Here is an 18926-nt window from a genome sequence, read left to right as displayed (position 1 = left end):
TGCCGGAAGTTCGCCGGCCGATGTCCCGGCCGTAGGGTCATGCCGGTGGAACTGCGCCAGCTCAGGTATTTCGTCACCGTCGCCGAGGAGCTGCACTTCGGGCGGGCCGCCGAGCGGCTGCACATCGTGCAGCCCGCGGTCAGCCAGCAGGTGCGCCACCTGGAACGCGAGCTCGGCGTCGAGCTGTTCGACCGGTCGCCGCGGCGGGTGGTGCTCACCGAGGCAGGTGCGCGCTTCCTGCCCGAGGCGCGCGAAGTGCTCGCCGCCGCAGCGCGGGCGAAGGCCGCGATCACCGGATATGTCGCCGGGGCGACGCTGCGGCTCGGCACCAGCACCGGCCTCGGTGACCACCTGGATCGCCTCATGGAACGGCTGGCGCCACAGGTGCGAGTGGAGACGGTGTCGGCCGCGACCCGCACCAGGGTCGAGCAGGTGCTCGACGGGCGCCTGGACGCCACGTTCGTCCGCGGCCCGTTCGAACATCCTGAGCTGCAACGCATTCCGGTATGGGACGACCCGTTGCTCGTCGCGCTCGCGGCACGGCACCCGCTCGCGGACACACCGGAGATCGCGCTCCCCGATCTCGCGCCCTATCCGCTGCGGCTCACCGAGCGCCGCGCCAACACCCCACTGGTCGACCTCGTCGTCGGCGCCTGCCACGAGGCCGGATTCGAACCGGTGCCGGGCCCGGTGAGCACCGCGCTGGGTGACACCTTGGCGATGATCGGCTCGGACACCAGCTGGACGGTCGTGTACGCCGCGCATGCCAGGCAACTGCGCAGCGCTCGGGTGCGGTTCTGTCCGATTGCCGGAGAAGGGCTTTCGCTCACCACGGCGCTGCTTGTTCGCCGGGCCGCGCCGCCACCGGCGCTGGAGATCCTGCTCGCCGCCTGCGAATTCGACGATCACGATTCGTGATCGCTGCGCGAGCGGATCGGGTCTTGGACGAAGGCCGGTCCCACGGCAGATTTGACGGTAGTTCCGCTCCACACCGTGAGCGGGCAAGGAGAAGGGATTTCCGTCATGCCGAACGTCATCGTCCAGCAGCTTCCCAAGACCGATGAGGCCAAGCGCGAGCTGGTCCGACGCATCACCGACGCCTTCGTCGACGCCTACAAGTCGCCCGCGGAATCGGTGCACGTGTGGATCGAGGAATACCCGGCCGACGGGTACGCGGTCGGCGGGAAGTTCATCGCCGACAAGTAGCCGCGTCGCGGTAGGCCGCTGAAGACCCCGCCCGGTCGTCATCGACCCGGTGGGGTCTTTGCCGTCAATGGCAATCCGTTGGCAATCGCGGTGAAACGCGCTCGTGCGCAGTCGATTCCGATCCGATGACCCTTGACATCCGGTCGTCATGCGGCGTGCAATATGTTGCATGCCGATACCGGAGAGCCGCGGGATCGCCTCCCGATCGTTGTTGCGCGACAACGCCTATCGCGCCATCCGCGATGCCATCGTCGACGGCACGCTCGCCCCGGGCGAGCGGCTCAACGACGCCGATCTCGTGCAATGGCTCGGCGTCAGCCGCACCCCCATCCGGGAGGCGCTGACACGGTTGGAGCACGCGGGCCTGGTGCAGACGAAACCCGGCCACTACACCATCGTGAGCCCACTGGATATCCGCGATATCCGTGCCGCGCAGTCGGTCACGGGGGCCATGCACGAACTCGCGATACGCGAGGCGCTGCCGAACCTGTCCGGGGCCGAGGTGGCGGCCATGCGCGCGGCGAACAAACGGTTCGCGGACGCGTTGCGCCGCAACGACGTCGACGCGGCACTCGCCGCCGACGACGAATTCCACCAGGTGCCGGTGACCGCGAGCGCCAACGATGCCATCCATACCGTGCTCGAGCAGTTCACCCCGGTGCTGCGGCGGATGGAACGCCTGCGCTTCGCCTCGCTCGGCGGCCGGGCTTCGGTGGCCCAGCACGATCGCATCATCGACCGGTGCGCGGCCGGTGATGTCGACGGCGCGGTGGCCGCCGTCCGCGCGAACTGGCAGACGCTGCTGCCACTGCTCGACACCTTGTTGCCCTGACCGCTGTCGCACTGAAAATTATTGCCCCGAAAGGAATCACCGATGTCGCTCGACTCCTTCCCCCGCTATCCCCTGCTGTTCGGCCCGAGCCCCGTCCACCCGCTCGACCGGCTCAGCGACCATCTCGGCGGCGCACGCATCTGGGCCAAGCGCGAGGACTGCAACAGCGGACTCGCCTTCGGCGGCAACAAGACTCGCAAGCTGGAGTACCTCATCCCCGACGCGCTCGCCCAGGGCGCGGACACCCTGGTGAGCATCGGCGGCGTGCAGTCCAACCACACCAGGCAGGTCGCGGCGGCCGCGGCGAAGGTCGGCATGCGCGCGGTACTGGTTCAGGAGAGCTGGGTCGACTGGCCCGACGCGGTGAACGACAAGGTCGGCAATATCCTGCTCTCGCGCATCATGGGCGCCGAGATCCGCATGGTCGAGGCGGGTTTCGGCATCGGGTTCAAGGAAAGCTGGCAGCAGGCGATCGAGGACGTCCGCGCCGGCGGCGGCACGCCGTACGCGATCCCCGCCGGCGCCTCCGACCATCCGCTCGGCGGCCTCGGTTTCGCCGAATGGGCCTACGAGGTACAGCGTCAGGAACAGGAACTCGGCGTCTTCTTCGACACGATCGTGGTCGGCAGCGGCACCGGAAGCACCCAGGCAGGAATGATCGCCGGATTCGCCGGGCAGGACCGACCACGCCGGGTCATCGGCATCGATATCACCGCCACGCTCGCCGAAACCCAGGCACAGGTGGCCAAGATCGCCCGCGCCACCGCGGAACTCATCGGCGTCGGCCGTGACCTGCGCGACGACGAGATCATCGTGCTCGACGGCTGGGTCGGCGACCGGTACGGCATCCCCATCCCGTCCACCGTCGACGCCATCCGCCTCACCGGCCGCCTCGAAGGCGTGATCCTCGACCCCGTCTACGAGGGCAAGTCGATGGCGGGGCTGATTGATCTGATTCGCAACGGCGAGATCCCCAAGGACTCCCACGTGCTCTACGCCCACCTCGGCGGCCAGCCCGCGCTCAACGCCTACAGCGGCGCCTTCCACTGATTCGGCCGCTGTGGCACACCCGCGGCGGCGGTGACCACCGGCGTGGCCGCCGTCGCCGCGGCGTCGAGTGAGTTCATGATCGAAAGGTAGTGCCGCAGTGGCGGTGTCGGCTGCTGGGCGGCCTGTACACCGGCGGCGTCGAGCCGGTTCTCGCCCGCGCGGACAAGCTGCTCCACTCCCCCGACGCCGTAGGCCGCGACCGAGGTTTCGAGGGAGTAGATCGGAATCGACTCCGCGCCCATCGCGCGGGCCAGCCGCACATCGTCGACGAGGGCGGGCAGCGCTCGATAGGCGCCCTCGCCCGCGACGCCGAGGGTGAGCTGTCCGCGCACGGGGCCGAGCGCCTGCTGGGCCTGTCGCAGATAGTGCGCGATCAAGGCAGGGCCTGGATCGCCACCGATCGCCTCGGCGGTGCTCCGGTAGACCTGAAAATGCAAGGCCTGCGGCCCGTCCGGCAATCCCCACAGGTCGAGCGCATTCTGCAACGCGAGGTCGCCGTCGACCAGATCGTCCAGCGCCCACGGCACAGGCGCGCCGATCACCCGTGCGAAATGCCTCCGCGCATAGTCGTATACGGCCTCATGCCGCTCGATGGCGCGGCGCTGTGCCGCCGGGTCGATGCGACGGGCCAGCGCGCCGAGCTCGAATTCGCCTGCGGTGAGCGCGTTTATCGTGCTGAGCGGCGGCTCCATATCGTAGGCGATGCCCGCCAGATCGATCCGATTGTCCCGAACCCAGCCCTCGAGTGCGAGCGTGGCGGCGAGCTGATCGGGCGCGTTGTCCTGCGTGCCCCAGTAGCCGGCCTCGTAGGGCACGGCGACCCAGCCGAATACGGGAATGCCGAGCGCGTTCGCCTGCCTGATGATGGGCAGGGCGTCGTCACGGACCGGCGCTCCCGGCGGCAGCGCACCGAAGTCGCGACCGTAGCGAAGATGGAAATAGATCGGTACGTGGTTGCGCCGCAACAGATCCCACAACTCGGGGGTCCACATGCCGAGATCACGCTCGGCCCAGTAGTCGGCAGGAGTGGCCGGATAACCCTGCGGCGCACCGTTCACGAGGAATCTCTCGCCTGCCCAGAACCCGACCTTCGACCAATTGTCCTGCGGTGCGGGTGATTCCGCCGCCGCGATGGGTGTGCAGCCAAGGATCGCGAGCACCGCGCACCACAGCAGCAGCGGAACGGACCGGATGCGCGCAGGTCTGTGCCCCGCAGGAGCTGTGCCGCGCACCCGGGTTCCGCCGCGCGCACGGATGTTGCGGCGGCCGGCCGGTACGAGCCGGGTTTCGTCGAGCATGGGGACATTCATCGTCTGCCTTCTGGTTGGGGACGGGCCCGACCCGCGTGTCGTCGCCCGCCTGTCGCACATGAATGCACACACACCTAGATGCGCACACACTTATGGAGTGTAGGTGTGGGCACATAGGTGCGCAAACACATAGGATGGTCGGATGCTGGATCACGTCATCCTCGGCACGCTGGCGCTGCGCCCGATGTCGGGCTACGACCTGGGCAAACAGATGGACGGACCGGGCAGATTCATCGGCTACCGGGTCACCCGGCCGCAGGTCTATCGCACGCTCACCAAACTCTGCGGTCGAGGGTTGATCGAGTTCGAGGTCGATCCGCGCGAGGGCAGACCGGACGCGAAGGTGTACCGGCTCACCGCCGCGGGCAGGCGGGCGCTGCTCGATTGGGCGAACGCACCGTACGAGCCCGCGCCGCGACCGATGGATCCCGACTTCATGCTGCGATTCCTGTTCGCCGGGATCATCGGCCGCGACGTCACGGTGCGCACGCTGCGCACCGAACTCGACTATCGGCGGGCTCAGCGCCACGATCCGATGACCATCGATGAGTTGATCGCGATCAACGATCCGATCGCCGAGATCGATCCGGACTGGGCCGCACGGATCATGCGGACCGCGGACGGATATGGCAAAGCCTCCATGACCGCCTACATCGACTGGCTGGAGGCCACACTCGCGGAACTCGGCGAAGGCGATGTCTCGGCCGCGAGATAGGCTCTGTTCGTTGTGAATACAGCCGTGTCGTTCTGGATCGGAGTCATCGATGACGGAGGCAACTGAGGCGGGCAAGTCGGTCCCCAGCCTGTACGAATGGGCCGGTGGCATAACAGCTTTCGAGGCACTGACCACCGCGTTCTACCGCGAGGTGCTGAAGGACGAGCTGGTCGGCCCGCTGTTCCGCGATATGGACCCCGGCCACCCGAAGTTCGTCGCCATGTGGCTGGCCGAGGTGTTCGGCGGGCCCGCCACCTACAGCACCGAGCGCGGCGGCTACCACCACATGGTGCGCCAGCACCTCGGCAAGGCGATCACCGAACCGCAGCGCCGCCGCTGGGTCAACCTGCTGATGGACGCCGCCGACGAGGTCGGCCTGCCCGCCGACCCCGAATTCCGCGCCGCGTTCGCCTCCTACATCGAATGGGGCACCCGCATCGCGCACGCGAACTCGCAGCCCGATGCCAAGCCTCCGCTCGAAGCGCCCATGCCGCACTGGGGTTGGGGTGTGGCACCGCCGTACCAGCCGTAGTCTTGTGAACCATGCCGATTGCCACCCTCAACGGGATCCGACTCAGCTTCGACGTCACCGGAACCGGCCCGCTGGTACTGCTGATCATGGGAACCGGCAGCCCGGGGCGGGTCTGGCGCACCTACCAGGTGCCCGCCTTGGTCAAGGCCGGATTCCGGGTGGCGACGATCGACAATCGCGGGATCGCGCCCTCGGATGAGGGCGCACCCGGGATGAGCTTCGCCGACCTGGCCGCCGATGCCGCCGCGCTGATCGAACATCTCGGCGGCGGGCGCGCGCACGTCGTCGGCACCTCGATGGGTGGGCGGATCACCCAGGAACTGGCGCTGGCCCGGCCCGACCTCGTCGGCAAGGCGGTCATGCTGGCCACCGCGGGCAGGCCGCACCCGATGTCGCACGCGCTCAACCGCGGCGAGCAGGTACTGATCGAGCAGGGTGTGCAGCTGCCGCCGGAGTACGCGGCCTCGATCAAGGCGGTGCTGAACCTCTCGCCGCACACCCTCGAAGACCCCGCGAAAGCCCAGGAGTGGCTCGACATCTTCGAGTACGCCGCCTCGGCCAAACCCACCGCGGGCCTGCGCGCGCAGCTCGCCATCGACCGGTCGCAGAACCGCCTCGCCGACTACGCCAGGATCACCGCGCCGTGCCTTATCGTCGGATTCGCCGACGACCGGATGACACCGTCGTTCCTCGGCCGCGAGGTCGCCGCCGCCATCCCCGGCGCCCGCTTCGTCGAGATCGAGCGCTGCGGGCACTACGGCTACATCGAGCGCCCCGACGAGGTCAACCGCGTACTCGTCGACTTCCTCAGCGCGTAAACATCATCGGCTGACCGAAGCCGCACGAGCCTCCTGGGCTCAGCAGCCCAGGAGCTCGGCGAGTTCGATGTAACTACCAACGGTCACGTCGCTGACCGTGTCCGCACCCCGGTCGGCCTTGCGATGCGGCCCCTTCTCGGCGGGCCGCTCCAGGAAGGCCGTGCGGTTGCCCACCGCCCGTGCGCCATCGATATCCCACCCGTGCGCCGCGACCATCAGCACCTGCGCCGGATCGACATCGAGCAGCCCCGCGGCGGTCCGATACACCCGTGGCCCCGGCTTGTAGCTACGCGCAAGTTCAGCCGACACAATGCAATCGAACGGCAGCGCGGCCGCCTTGATCATCCGAGTCAGCAACGCGAACCCGCCGTTCGACAACGCCGCCACGGTGTAGCGACCACGCAGCCGGCCGATCCCCTCCACCGCATCCGGCCACGCGGGCAGCAGATGCCAAGCGCGGACGAGACGTTCGCGCGCCGCGTCATCGAGCACCGAGCCGATCCCATGCTCGTCGAGCAACGTGTCGAGCGATTCCCGATGCAACGTATCGAGATACACCCACTCCCGCTCGCCCTCCCGAACCCGTTGCATCGCGGGCAAATACATATCCCGCCACTCATTGGCGAACTCTCCGCCATCGAGCTCGACCCCGACCTCCCGGAAGACCGCCCCCGCCTGATCCGCGATCCCGCTGTACCAGTCCACGGTTGTGCCGAATACATCACACGCCACCACCCGAACACCGGCCCCATCGAACTCCGACATCCCTGCTCCTCCCGCCGAATACCATTGCCTCCCACCAACATCGCACACCCGATCACACCCCCTCCGCCGAACGCCCAACCCACCCCGGCACCGCACCGACCTCGCGATTAGGAATCTCCCCCACCCATGCCCTAAGCTCTTACCTCGCAGGCAACACAGCAATTCGCCTGCAACACAACACCTGTCCGGGTGGCGGAATGGCAGACGCGCTAGCTTGAGGTGCTAGTGCCCTTTATCGGGCGTGGGGGTTCAAGTCCCCCTCCGGACACCAGAAAGGTCGAATATCATTGCCCCACAATGATATTCGACCTTCCTTCATTTGACGACCCCGCCGGGCGGTCTTCCCCTGACCGGTCCGCGAATCTTGATGGCGGTTGTTTCTATTTGTTAGGTTGCCCGCCATGACCGCGCTCGGACCCGCCGCCTGGCCACCGTCCTCGATCAAGACCCAGCGACTGGTCCTCCGCGAGTTCGGAGCCTGCGACCGCTCGGCATTCATCGAACTGTTCACCTCGGCAAAGGTTGGCACATACATCGGCAGCGCGATGAACTCGAGCACACGATGCCCGAGGTGCCCGGACGCCGCCCGGACTCTTCGTGATCGAACACAACGCAGCGATGATCGGCATGATCACCCTCGACCGGCGCCACACAGAACGCCCGAGTCACGCCCGTCCAGATGCCGGAGATGTCGAACTCGGTTGCATGATCCTGCCGCAGGCGTGGGGATACGGCTACGCCACCGAGGCATGCGCAGCAGCAGTCGACTGGTTCGCACGGGACTGCCCCCGGTTTGGTTGATTCCTGATCTGTGAGGACTGCGTCCTCGCTGGAAGGATGTCCACCATGCCGAAGCCGTATCCGGAGGAGTTCCGCCGCGATGTCGTCGCTGTTGCCCGCAAGGGCAATGCCTCGATCAAGCAGGTCGCCAAGGATTTCGGGATCTCCGAAGCCTGCCTGCACAACTGGCTCAAACAGGCCGATATCGACGACGGCAACACCCCCGGCCTGAGGCGGGAAGAGTCCGCGGAACTGCGGGAGCTGCGCAAACGCACCAAGCAACTGGAACAGGAAAATGAGATCCTGCGCCGTGCCGCGGCGTTCTTCGCCCGCGAGCTGCCCTCAAAATGAGGTTCCCGCTGGTCCTCGACCTCGCCGCCGACGGGTTTCCCGTCGCGGTGACCTGCCGGGTCCTCGGCTTCACACCCCAAGCGTTCTATAAGTGGCAGCAAAACCCTGTGTCCCAACGTGATTGGGACGATGCCCACCTGATCGACGCCGAACGCGACATCCACGACGACGACCCCGCGTTCGGATATCGGTTCATCGCCGACGAACTCGGCGACCGCGGTATCAGGGCCGGCGAGAATCGGGTGCAGCGATTGTGTTCACAGCAGCGAATCTGGTCGGCATTCGCCCGCAAACGCGGGCTCAGCAGGCGGACGGGGCCACCCGTTCATGACGACCTGGTGGCTCGCGAGTTCACCGCATCGGCTCCAAACCAGTTGTGGCTGACCGACATCACCGAACATCGCACAGGTGAAGGGAAGCTCTATGTCTGCGCGATCAAGGACTGTTTCTCCAACCGGATCGTCGGCTACTCCATCGACGAGCGGATGACCGCCTCACTGGCGGTGACAGCCCTGCGCAACGCGGTCGCAATTCGCTCACCGATCGGCACCGTGGTCCACTCCGACAGAGGCAGCCAATTTCGGTCACGGCGATTCGTGCACGCGTTGTCGGCCAACGGATTACGCGGTTCCATGGGGCGCGTCGGGGCGTGTGGTGACAACGCTGCGATGGAGTCGTTCTTCGCGCTGCTGCAGCGCAACGTCCTCGACCGTCGACGCTGGGCGACCAAGGAGGAACTGCGCCTGGCAATCGTTATCTGGATCGAACGGACCTACCACCGGCGCCGCCGACAACGCCGACTCGGCCGCCTGACACCGGTCGAGTTTGAGACAATCAATCAGCCCGCACTCGCGGCCTGAAACACCACACCCCGCGAGTCAACCGAACTCGGGGCAGTCCCCACTGACAAACCTTGGTGTGCCGTTGACCCTCTGCACCCAGACCGCCAACGACCGCGCGATGCGCCTCGCAGCAAAGTTGGGGTTCGCCGAGGTGGACAGATTCGAGGAGTACGGCGCCGAGCAGTGGCTCGGCCTGTGGTCCCCGGTCACCGGGCCGTGCATTGGAAACCTTTCTCTCGCAAGAGAATACGGGCCGGGTCGCGATTCACGAATCTCGTGGTCACGAGGGGCAAGATGGGAACGTCCTTCGAATTGAGGTTGGCGAGGCTGCCATGCCGGTCGGCCTGTATCCAGCCGAACAGCAGATCAGCTGGGTGCGGGTTCAGAGTCGACACAGCCCGGTATCGCCCGCTTCGCCGAGTCCAGTTCCGGTGTCGGATACTTCTGGAGCACTTCCGTTTCCCGGGTTGCGCCGCCTAACAACGTTTGTTTGAGATCGGTTAACATCTGCTTCACGTTTGCGGATTCAGTAGTGCGAGTCGCTTCCGCAATGGACCTGACCTCGCGGGCCGTTCGACGCTGGTCATCCGCCAGCGCTTTGGCGCGGCCTGCCCCTTCACCGTTGGGTGGGTCGCCGAATTCCTCGTTCTTCACGGCGAGATCGTCCAATAGCCGTGCGAACCCGTCGATTGCATCGGCGAGTGCTGGTTGACCGTTCGGGACGATCGCCTTTTCGAGCAGCTTGCGAAATAGACCGGCAGCGCTGTTTTTGTACTCGCTCTCCGCTTTACAAACCGTGCGAGCGTAGTCATCCAGGTTTCTCACCGGTGTGCCAGGGCCCCCACAGCCGCTAGCGAGCATGAAGGCCACCACCACGGCTACGAGAAGCGAGTTCCGCCCGCGCATGTTTCCAGGGTTGCATGGTTGATGTGGACGGTAGCCTGGATCGCGCGAATCAGCGAATCATCGTGGCAAAGACCCACATACAACACCTCATGCGAGGATGATTTTCGGCGTGGCCCGGATTTTCATCAGCCATTCCAGCCGGGACAACACCGCTGCGGCTGAACTGAAGCAATGGCTGGTCGAAAATGAACCCGGGTTGCGGGACGAGATCTTTCTCGACTTCGATCCAGCCACCGGGATAGTGCCTGGCAGCCAATGGAAAGAAGCGCTGGCGCGGGCGGCGGACCGGTGCGAGGTCGTGATCTGCCTGATCTCGCTGGCGTGGGAGCAGTCCGCCGAGTGCCTCGCCGAAGCCCGCTATGCCGAGTATCTGAACAAACCGCTCTTCTGCGCCCGAATCGACCCGCGAGCGCGCGGAGAACGGATACGCACCTGGCAGATGTGCGACCTGTTCGCCGACGACGGCCGCCAAAGGCTACTCGACGGGCTGCGGCGGATTGGCATCGGCGCGGAACACTTTCCGTGGCCTCCACCCGGAGAACTGCAACGCGCGCCGTACCGTGGCTGGCAACCCATGCAGGACGAGGACGCGGCAATCTTTTTCGGGCGCACGCCACAGGTGCAGCGGGCAATGGACACCTTGCGGGGCATGCGCGTCGGCCGTACCGAGGAGTTGTTCGTCATCCTCGGCCCGTCTGGGGTGGGGAAGTCCTCGTTCTTGCGCGCGGGACTGCTACCCAGGCTTCGCCGTGATACCAGGAATTTTCTGGTGTGCGACATCGTGCGGCCGGAACGAGCTGCCCTCACAGGGAATTTCGGGCTGGCATCAGCTGTCCATCGGCTTCGAGTCGCGCGCCAGTTCCCGGAGCCCGTTCTCGGTGATATCAAGACCGCCTGTTTGCACGGGGATTCTACCAGGATCGCCGCGTTGCTACGTGAGGTGCAGGAGTCGGACGGTGCCGTCCCGACGCTCGTGATTGCCATCGATCAAGCCGAAGAACTTTTCACCGCAGACGCAGAACCGCAAGCCTCCCAGCTATTTTCTCTGCTTTCCGAGCTACTGGGCGCGGGGGCCGGGCCGAACCGGCTCGAGCTCATCGTCATTGTGACCATCCGCGCCGATCGCTACGAAGCCCTTCAGAGCACTCCCGAACTCGCATCGCTCCATAGCCGCGAGTTCGGTGAGCTCAAGCCGATGCCCGCTACTCGGTTCAAGGAGGTGATCGCCGGTCCCGCGATCCGGCATGGTCTACGGCTGGACGACGGACTGGTCGAAGCGCTGCTCGAGGACGTCGCGGGCGGAGGCGCAGACGCGCTGCCGCTGCTCGCGTTGACGATGGCGCGGTTGTTCGCCGACTACAGCGGCACCGGAGAATTGACGCTGCCCAATTACCAAGCCATGGGCGGCATGCCCGACGTGGTGCGGACCGAAGTGAACAGCCTGCTGTCCAACGATGCGGAGATCCGCAGCGTACAGCTCGAACGACTCCGTGCTGCCTTCATCCCGTGGTTGGCGACAGTGAGCCCGAGTTCGACCGCACCACTGCGGCGGGTCGCGCGCTGGCGGGAAATCCCGGCGGGCAGTCGAGAGTTGATCGATGCCATGGTCGAGAGGCGGCTGCTCGTCAAGGATGAACGCGAGGGTGGCGCGGTCGTCGAGGTTGCGTTGGAGAGCCTGCTGCGCCAGTGGGACGAGCTGGCCGAATGGCTAGCCGAAGAGCGCGATCGGTTGCAGACAGCCGACGCTCTGGACCGTGCCGCGGCGGATTGGACACGGCAGGGCCGAGACCCTTCATACCTGCTGGTCGGCACTCGCCTCCGAGACGGGGAGGAACTTGCCGCACACCCGCGTTATGGGGATCGCCTCGCACCGGCTTCGGAGTTTCTCGCCGAATCGAGAAGAGCCGAGGACGCCCGTGACGAAGCGGAACGACGCCGCGCTCGCGCCGAAATCGCCATCGCCGCAGCACATGCCACGGCGATGCAGCGGCGAGCGCGCATGTTGCAGGCGCTGCTGGTGCTGGCATTGGTGCTCACCTTGATCGCGGGAGCCACTTCCGTGCGGGCAGTCGTCGCACAGCACCAAGCCGACGCCCGATTCCGGGAAGCGACCGCTGCGCGACTGGCTGCCGAATCCGCAGCGATGCTCGGCGGCTCCAGTGCACGCGACGATACCCGGGCCATCCAGGAGGTGCTCGCGGCCGCAACTCTGTCGTCGGTCCAATCCGGCGCGCTGATCAGTACGCTGAAACGTCTGGTGTACACCGGCAAGATCATTCGGGTCGGCGCACCGGCACTCTCTGGGCTCGCTTTGGAACCGGAGAAAATCTTCGACCCCAAGCTCAGCGGGCTGGTGAACAGTGTGGCCTTCAGCCCGGATGGACGTCACATCGTTACGGGCGGGAGTCGAATTCGCTTGTGGGACGTGCAGACCGGGCAGCTGGTCACCAAGTCCTTCGACCGTGGATCGAATATCGACATTGTCGCCTTCAGCCCCGACGGGCGTCGAATCGTCTCCGGCGGCAATACGCTGCAGCTCTGGGACGCTGAATCAGGAGCATCGGTAGGCGAGTTCTCTGGGCACGTCGGCACCGTCAACGCCGTGGCCTTCAATCCCGATGGTTCTCTGGTGGTTTCGGCAGAAGGGGACGGGACCGTTCGTCTATGGGACGCCTCGACCAGGAACGCGGTTGGCGAACCGATGACCGGACACCACGGTGCAGTGGGCGCGGTAGCCTTCAGCCCCGATGGAAGGCGCGTCGTTTCTGGCGGTGATGACCAAACCGTACGGGTGTGGGACGCGTTCACTCGAATCCCGATCGGGCGGCCGGTCAATGTTGCCACGAGCGTCACGTCGGTTGCCTTCCACACCGATAGCCAACGCATCGCCGTCGCCGGTGGAGGCAGGGTCTGGCTATTCGACCCCGGTAGCGAGAGCATCGGGGAACCATTGCCGAGCGAGGGAACGGCCTCGAGCCAAACGCTGGCATTCAGTCCCGACGGTCGCGGGCTTGCCGCCGGTGGCGCGGATTCGCGGATACATCTGTGGGAAGTCCGTTCGCGCAAGGCCGTGGGGTCCTTGTACGGACATACCGGCTGGGTACAGAGTCTCGCCTTTGATGCGAGTGGGAATCGCCTCGCCTCGGCAGGCTCCGACGGCACCGTCCGACTGTGGCGGATGGACTACCACTCATCGGGTGGCAATCACGTCGTTGGTCCGGTCCCCCGCAGTGAGACACAGCCGGGCCCGCACTGGGTGGCGCTTGCACCGGACAGCCACCGCATGGTCGCGGGGTATGCCGATGGCACTGCGCGCCAGTTCGAGACCGACACAAGCCAACCGGTCGGCGCGACGCTAGGGCCGCACGATGGTGCGGTCGAGGTAACCGAATATAGTCCCGACGGTCGGCGGATCGCGGCGGGCGATCAAAGCAGCGTCAAGCTCTGGGACGCAAATTCCGGAGCGCTGATCCACATACTGACCGGCTTCAGCGCTCCGATCAGACAACTCGCGTTCAGTCCGGACGGCAAGCGAATCGTCACCGAGAGCACCGACAACGCAGTTCGGCTGTGGGACGCGGAAGCCGGCAAATCCATCGGATCGCCATTGAGCGGATTCGTCGGACGTCTCGCGAACCTGGTGTTCAGCCCGAACAGTCAACTCCTCGCCGGTGGCGGAGACGACAGGGTCGTTCACCTGTGGAACGCAACCACCGGCGAGCGGATCGCCGACTCTGCACAGCACGACTCCCCGGTCCACTATCTCGTCTTCAGCCCCGACAACCGTTACGTCATTTCGACCGGCTTCCTGACGCTGCAAATCCAGGAAACCAACACGCTACGAGTTGTCGGCCAAGCGAACTCCGGCCTCGAGCCGTTCACCAGCCTGGCGGTCGGCCCCGCCGGGGATCTCATATTCAGCGGCGGGTACCGGACGATCCGACGGTGGAAGATCCCCTCCGGCGAACCGATCGGCGGTCCGATCGGCGGGCACGACGGCACGGTATACGCCATCGCCGTGAGCACCGATGGTCGATACATCGTCTCGGGCGACGACGATCACACACTTCGGTTCCGAGATGCAGTCGATGGCAGCACTATCGGTGCTGCCCTGGTCACCGACCAACCCAAGATCAGATATGTCGAATTCAGCACTGACGCCAGGCGCGTGCTGTCACAACATGTCGCGGCCGACGGCACAGTCACCGCATGGTTGTGGCCCGGTCCCACGTCATGGCGCGCCGACCTCTGCGACAAATTGACGTCGAACATGAGCCCACGACAATGGAGCGAATGGATATCACCCAATATCGACTACATCACATTGTGCCCCGGCCTGCCGATCACATCGAACGAAAATTTCAAGTGACAGATCGAAGATGCGTCCAAATCTGACTGATGCCGACGCGCCTGGAACGGCGCGTTGAGGAAACTGAACGGTCTCCGTCGTTACGCAGTTGACTGTCGAAGTCGACCGCGGCGCCGACGTTTTCAGTGCCGCCCACATTGACGACGCGCGCGCCGGATTCTTCCTCCGCCCGCCACGACCGCTGGACCACCATCACCGTGGTCTTCCAGGACCTCTTCCGGCTCAGCGTGAGGCGACCATACCCAGCTCGACGACATGACCGGTTATAGGCAGCAACCAGCCTCGGCACGAAGGACCTCGCGGTGGTTACCGCACTGGCCGTTCGATACGAATCGTATCAATGCCCGCGCCACCTCCGAATCCCTTGTCGTCACGTTCACGAGCGAACGTGTGCTGGTGGGGATGTTGGTGATCATGGCTCAGCGGTCCCGTAAGCAGACGCGAACTGCATCAGCCCTCCAACAAATCAGCGAGTGTCGCCCCGGCCAGATGGCCGCGAGATCGTTCGAGGCGTCATGCGCCGTAGGCAGCGAATCCTGCCCAGTTGTAGCAGTGGTCGCCGCGCGTGCAGGCCGCCGTTATCGCACTCCGTAGCGCAGAGCGCCCGTTCTGTCCTGCATGGAGGGCGTGATGGACGTCCTGCAACAGAACGCGGGTCGCACGGGTGTCCAGGACGGGAGTCGTGGACGCGATAACAGTTCGCGCGCCGGCCGACAGAAAAGCCGCCGGGAAGCCCAGCAATTCATTGGGCAGGCTGGCCACGACACCACCCACTGAGCATCCCGACAACACGATCGTTCCACCGGGTGCCACGGGGCAGATCAGGAATTCGCTCAACGAAATCGGTGGGTCGCCGAGCATCAGTAGTGAGTTCTGCACCGGATCCTCGATGAGGCTGCCGTGGCAGGCCAGGTGCGCGATTGCCGCATTCTGAAGTGCGTCCAGGACGCTGCCGTCCGGATGGGGCGCGGCAGGGTATATGCCGGTTTCGGCGGGGCGCACGGGATTGACTCCGAACCAGCGTTCTTCGAGACGAACACGCCATGCGGACCTGCGATCCGCCGGTGGCCGGCGCGGTGTGGCTTGCAGATTCAGCACTTCGACCGCGTGGATAGCCGCGATGGCCCGCCCTTCCCGCACGACTTGCGGCAGATGGGTCTCTCCTGCACCGGGATCTGTTGCCACCAGCGCCGGGCCCGATTCGTTACGTGGGTGCAGAGTGGCGCTGAGCAGTGTCGGCGCGTTCGGGACGACAGTCAGGTCAAAGGTGAGCTGCGCCGGCTCCCGCCCTAGAGTCATAGCGCCGAGCGGAAGTGTGGCCACCACACCGACCGGTGCCAAGGCGAGCCGCGTCAGCTCGGGCCACGTGCCCCGGATCGGCTCCAGTACCGCGGCACCGATCTCGGCGAGGACCTGATGGAGTTCGGTATGCATTGCCGCGGAGCGTATTTCGCCCCGATCGTGGCGCTCGTACAAGCTTTCGATTCGGGTCCGCCAGTCACACACGGCGGCGGTGGCGAGGTTCGGCAGGTCGATGCCCGTAGTGCGGCCGATTCGCTCTGCGTCACAGTAGGTCCGGAACGCCACGCCACCCATGGGTGTGGCCGCGAGATGGACCACATCGCACCCGGACCGGACGGCGGCAGCCTCGGTGACACAGTTGTGTAGATCGGCTTCGGTCGGAAGGTATTCGACAGGGCCGTTCAGTACTTTGCTGACCTGGCGCGCACGGAACTCCTCGATCCGCTGATTGATCAGCGCGGTGTCGCGGTCTTGATGGTTCCACCATTCCTCACCGCGGAACTTCGATACGCGACGCTGGTATTTGAACGCGCGCCCCAGAATCTGCCACGCGTTCGTTCCACCCACACGCATCGCCGTCATGGCTTGAGTTGCGGAGTACAGACCACCAGAGACGTTCTCGAGCAGCATGATCGCCAGCGCCGGCATCTTGGCGCGATGGTTCGCGTACGCGCCGATCTCGAACACACCTTGGTTCGCAGCTCGAAGGTGCGTCACAATCTCGTTCTTCTTCCACAGCTGAGCCGTCGAGTTGGCGTAGGCGCCCGAATGCAGGGCGGACACCATGGCGACCCGAAACCAGTTGCAGTCGGGCAGCTTCGACTCCAAGAGGATGGCCCATCGCAGGACATCGGTCGCGACGATGCTCTTACGGAGGTCGCCACCCATCGTGGGAACGAATTCGAGGATGAACTGATTGAGTTCGGCGCAGGCTTCCCGAACCTTGGTGACGGACAACGATTCCTCGGCCACCTGTGCTCGGGCCCCCAGCTCGGACACTCGTTGCGTCAGCGTGGTGTCGATCGATGGTCCTGCGATGCTGCTGAAGATGTTCGCGATCACTGCTCATCGATCCACAGCCAGGCGGTCTTGTCGTACTCCTTGAGCCGCACTCGACATTGCTCGAATCGAAATGGCAGCAGCTGCTCGTATCCGAGCGCCACGGTGTCTTCGTGAAGACGCTCGGAGATCAGCAGCACCACATCCGATTCGGGGTTCTCCGCCAATGCCCGGTACACCGGATCGGACTCGAGGAGACGGCCGATCTCCGTAGCACCGGCGGCCAGGCCGATTTCCCCTCGGCTGAAAACGCGGATCGAGGCGACCGCCCGTAACCGCATGCGCTTGGCGAACTTTCGATTGTCCGCCGCGAGACGCGACCGCATCGCACTGATCAAGACGGCCAGCGCAGTCGGAATGTCAGCATCTGTGGGGAGGAGGGTGATGACCTGGTCACCGCGCAGCTCACGTTCGGTATCGGCGATGACATAGCCGAGGTTTGCGAGGATTTGCTCGATGACGCCGGCCAAACGGCCTTGCGCCTCACGGGCACCGGGCTCAAGGAGTTGACCGTAGCCGACAATGTCGAGGCCGAACCCGAAGCGCATCTGGGAGACGCCACGCGGGAGGCGCCCGTTGGGTTCGTCCGGCTCGACCGAAAGCATCGATTGCCGTACCGGTGGTGCACCGCCATCCACCTGGTTGACGTCGCGAAGTCTTTTACGGCTTTCGCGGACCAAGTCGAGCGTGTTCTGAAGATAGTAGGAATCGTCGTGGATTCGTTCCCGCAGGCCGATGGCGAGCACCTCGTCATGAGGGAAAGGCTTCGTCATGCAACGGGTCATGTTGGCGTAGGCGATCTCGGCGGTGTGATCCATGGCCTTCAGATCGGACACCGTCTTGCTGAGGTCCTCCTCCACGATGCTCAAAGCCGTTGCGAGCGAGTGCCCCTCGCGGCCGTCGGGTGTGTGCAGCAGCGGCCTTACCGCATCCACGTGGGCTCTGGCCTGAGTCGTCAGAGCCCGGATCTTGTCAGCGCTGGCATCGAGCAGGCGGTGCTGATACCGCAATTTGGTGGCATGCATCAAGTACCGGGCCAGGACGGGCAACTCGGCACCCCCGTCGCTCCACGTCCAGGTGGTCAGCTCGTTGTCGTAATAGGGCTGCGCGCCGGCGACGAAAAGTATCCGTCGTGCCGAGTCGCTCGGCGAATGGGCTTCCCACACGGCCCAATTCGTGGGATCAGGCCCCAATCGTGGCCCCCAGCTCGATTCCGAGGACGGAAACAGCTCTTCGAGGCGTTGCGGGAGGTCGTCGACAACATCGGTCTCGGCCAGAAGTACCACGACCAGCCCGAGCACGGCATCGACGCCTTCGAACGACAATGCCCGCCACCATCGTTCGAATTCGTGCCAGCCCGGAGTGACACTCGTTCGCCGTCGCCGACCAACTCGGTCGAGCGGGGCACCGAAGACCAATGACAGGTTCAGGATGTCGTGGAAACGGCGGGCGATGATCTGGAAGTCGGCACCTCGGTTCTGCGCGCATGCCACCACCCGGTCGCGCCCCACCGGAATTCGATTGTCCGGAAGGACTTCTCGGGCTCCCGCCGCGGGCACGATCTCGGTGACACGCAGTTGCCCGCGCGCCTGCGTCCATACGCCCTGCGCTTGCGCCCAGGCAGTATCGGCTCGCGGCCCGTCCAGCGGTAAGAACATGTGCACAACAAGTTCCTGATCAATCCCGGCGGGTGCGGTCACCGTCGCCTCCGTCTCCCGGTTCCACCACCGTCTGCGTGGGCGATGCCGAATCCGGACCGAGGAGATGCACCATCATGTTCACCCTGTCCCGTACCACCGGTGGGGCCGGTGTTCGGGGTTCCTCTCCGATCCGGCGAGCGCGTACCGGACCGAGGAGCTCGATTTCGATCAGCGCTTCGCGGACCGCAGGCGCCGCGCGGCCGCCGAGCGCCTGGTTCAAATCGTCTATAGCCGAGGCCACTTGGTCCCAGCGGGTCGAGATCATATGCCATTTCAGCAAGTCGTCGAGGACTTCGATGGCGTTGTCTTTGGTCTCCTCATCGAGCCAGGTGAGTACGAGGTCGTTCGACACACCCTCGTGCGGTCCGGTCATGGCGACCACCTCAACG

Annotated in this window: 15 protein-coding genes, 1 tRNA gene and 1 pseudogene; 11 read left to right on the top strand and 6 right to left on the bottom strand. The window is 65.2% G+C overall.

Translation table 11 applies throughout. The features are described 5' to 3' along the window. Positions 1–45: 45 nt before the first annotated feature. The 4 genes from ACIG5A_RS02900 (at position 46) to ACIG5A_RS02885 (ending at position 3088) form a co-directional block, all read left to right on the top strand. A complete protein-coding gene (locus ACIG5A_RS02900; RefSeq protein ID WP_397237019.1) occupies positions 46–918 on the top strand; it encodes a LysR family transcriptional regulator in 873 nt (290 codons plus the stop codon). Between the two features lie 105 nt (positions 919–1023). Next, positions 1024–1206 (top strand): 2-hydroxymuconate tautomerase family protein, encoded by a 183-nt coding sequence (locus ACIG5A_RS02895; protein ID WP_040738949.1) that lies wholly within the window; start codon positions 1024–1026, stop codon positions 1204–1206. 169 nt (positions 1207–1375) lie between these two features. Continuing rightward, on the top strand, positions 1376–2038 hold the full coding sequence (locus tag ACIG5A_RS02890; protein ID WP_397237017.1) for a GntR family transcriptional regulator: 663 nt from the start codon (positions 1376–1378) through the stop codon (positions 2036–2038). Between the two features lie 42 nt (positions 2039–2080). Beyond that, positions 2081–3088: a 1-aminocyclopropane-1-carboxylate deaminase gene (locus ACIG5A_RS02885; protein WP_397237015.1), complete on the top strand. Its 1008-nt coding sequence runs from the start codon at positions 2081–2083 to the stop codon at positions 3086–3088. Here the strand turns inward: ACIG5A_RS02885 and ACIG5A_RS02880 are convergent. Beyond that, complete coding sequence (locus tag ACIG5A_RS02880; RefSeq protein WP_397237013.1) at positions 3067–4398, bottom strand: hypothetical protein; 1332 nt, start codon at positions 4396–4398, stop codon at positions 3067–3069. The two genes, ACIG5A_RS02885 and ACIG5A_RS02880, sit on opposite strands and share 22 nt — an antisense overlap. 142 nt (positions 4399–4540) lie before the next feature. Between ACIG5A_RS02880 and ACIG5A_RS02875 the strand changes: the two genes are divergently transcribed. Genes ACIG5A_RS02875 through ACIG5A_RS02865 form a run of 3 tightly spaced genes read left to right on the top strand, consistent with a single transcriptional unit; the run spans position 4541 to position 6463 of the window. Continuing rightward, positions 4541–5113, top strand: coding sequence for a helix-turn-helix transcriptional regulator (locus ACIG5A_RS02875; protein ID WP_397237011.1), 573 nt, complete (start codon positions 4541–4543; stop codon positions 5111–5113). A gap of 49 nt (positions 5114–5162) precedes the next feature. Beyond that, positions 5163–5645: a group II truncated hemoglobin gene (locus tag ACIG5A_RS02870; protein WP_397237009.1), complete on the top strand. Its 483-nt coding sequence runs from the start codon at positions 5163–5165 to the stop codon at positions 5643–5645. Positions 5646–5656: 11 nt separating this feature from the next. Continuing rightward, positions 5657–6463, top strand: coding sequence for an alpha/beta fold hydrolase (locus tag ACIG5A_RS02865; protein WP_397237007.1), 807 nt, complete (start codon positions 5657–5659; stop codon positions 6461–6463). 39 nt (positions 6464–6502) lie between these two features. On the opposite strand, the gene ACIG5A_RS02860 is transcribed toward ACIG5A_RS02865, so the two are convergent. Next, complete coding sequence (locus ACIG5A_RS02860) at positions 6503–7228, bottom strand: haloacid dehalogenase type II (RefSeq protein ID WP_397237005.1); 726 nt, start codon at positions 7226–7228, stop codon at positions 6503–6505. Between the two features lie 183 nt (positions 7229–7411). Here ACIG5A_RS02860 and ACIG5A_RS02855 point away from each other — a divergent pair. The 3 genes and pseudogenes from ACIG5A_RS02855 (at position 7412) to ACIG5A_RS02845 (ending at position 9219) form a co-directional block, all read left to right on the top strand. Beyond that, positions 7412–7499, top strand: a tRNA-Leu gene (locus ACIG5A_RS02855). 317 nt (positions 7500–7816) lie between these two features. Continuing rightward, a pseudogene (locus ACIG5A_RS02850) lies at positions 7817–8029 on the top strand (GNAT family N-acetyltransferase); the annotation flags it as partial. A gap of 45 nt (positions 8030–8074) precedes the next feature. Further along, a protein-coding gene (locus ACIG5A_RS02845) for an IS3 family transposase (protein ID WP_397237003.1) occupies positions 8075–9219 on the top strand; the annotation gives its coding sequence in 2 pieces (ribosomal slippage) (positions 8075–8342 and positions 8342–9219; 1146 coding nt in all). Positions 9220–9567: 348 nt separating this feature from the next. Here ACIG5A_RS02845 and ACIG5A_RS02840 read toward each other — a convergent pair. Then, positions 9568–10026 carry a hypothetical protein gene (locus ACIG5A_RS02840; protein WP_397237001.1) on the bottom strand — a complete coding sequence of 153 codons (459 nt, stop codon included), beginning with the start codon at positions 10024–10026 and terminating at the stop codon, positions 9568–9570. A 178-nt stretch (positions 10027–10204) separates the two neighbouring features. Between ACIG5A_RS02840 and ACIG5A_RS02835 the strand changes: the two genes are divergently transcribed. Next, positions 10205–14476, top strand: coding sequence for a TIR domain-containing protein (locus tag ACIG5A_RS02835; RefSeq protein WP_397236999.1), 4272 nt, complete (start codon positions 10205–10207; stop codon positions 14474–14476). Positions 14477–14989: 513 nt separating this feature from the next. Here ACIG5A_RS02835 and ACIG5A_RS02830 read toward each other — a convergent pair. Genes ACIG5A_RS02830 through ACIG5A_RS02820 form a run of 3 tightly spaced genes read right to left on the bottom strand, consistent with a single transcriptional unit; the run spans position 14990 to position 18910 of the window. Next, positions 14990–16840, bottom strand: coding sequence for a CHAT domain-containing protein (locus ACIG5A_RS02830; RefSeq protein ID WP_397236997.1), 1851 nt, complete (start codon positions 16838–16840; stop codon positions 14990–14992). Beyond that, positions 16837–18537 carry a CATRA conflict system CASPASE/TPR repeat-associated protein gene (locus ACIG5A_RS02825; protein WP_397236995.1) on the bottom strand — a complete coding sequence of 567 codons (1701 nt, stop codon included), beginning with the start codon at positions 18535–18537 and terminating at the stop codon, positions 16837–16839. Before ACIG5A_RS02825 ends, ACIG5A_RS02830 begins: the two co-directional genes overlap by 4 nt. Then, positions 18515–18910, bottom strand: coding sequence for a CATRA system-associated protein (locus ACIG5A_RS02820; protein WP_397236993.1), 396 nt, complete (start codon positions 18908–18910; stop codon positions 18515–18517). Before ACIG5A_RS02820 ends, ACIG5A_RS02825 begins: the two co-directional genes overlap by 23 nt. Positions 18911–18926 lie beyond the last annotated feature (16 nt).

The organism is Nocardia sp. NPDC052566, assembly GCF_044547285.1.
GTDB lineage: Bacteria > Actinomycetota > Actinomycetes > Mycobacteriales > Mycobacteriaceae > Nocardia.
This window is presented reverse-complemented; position numbering and strand designations above follow the sequence as displayed.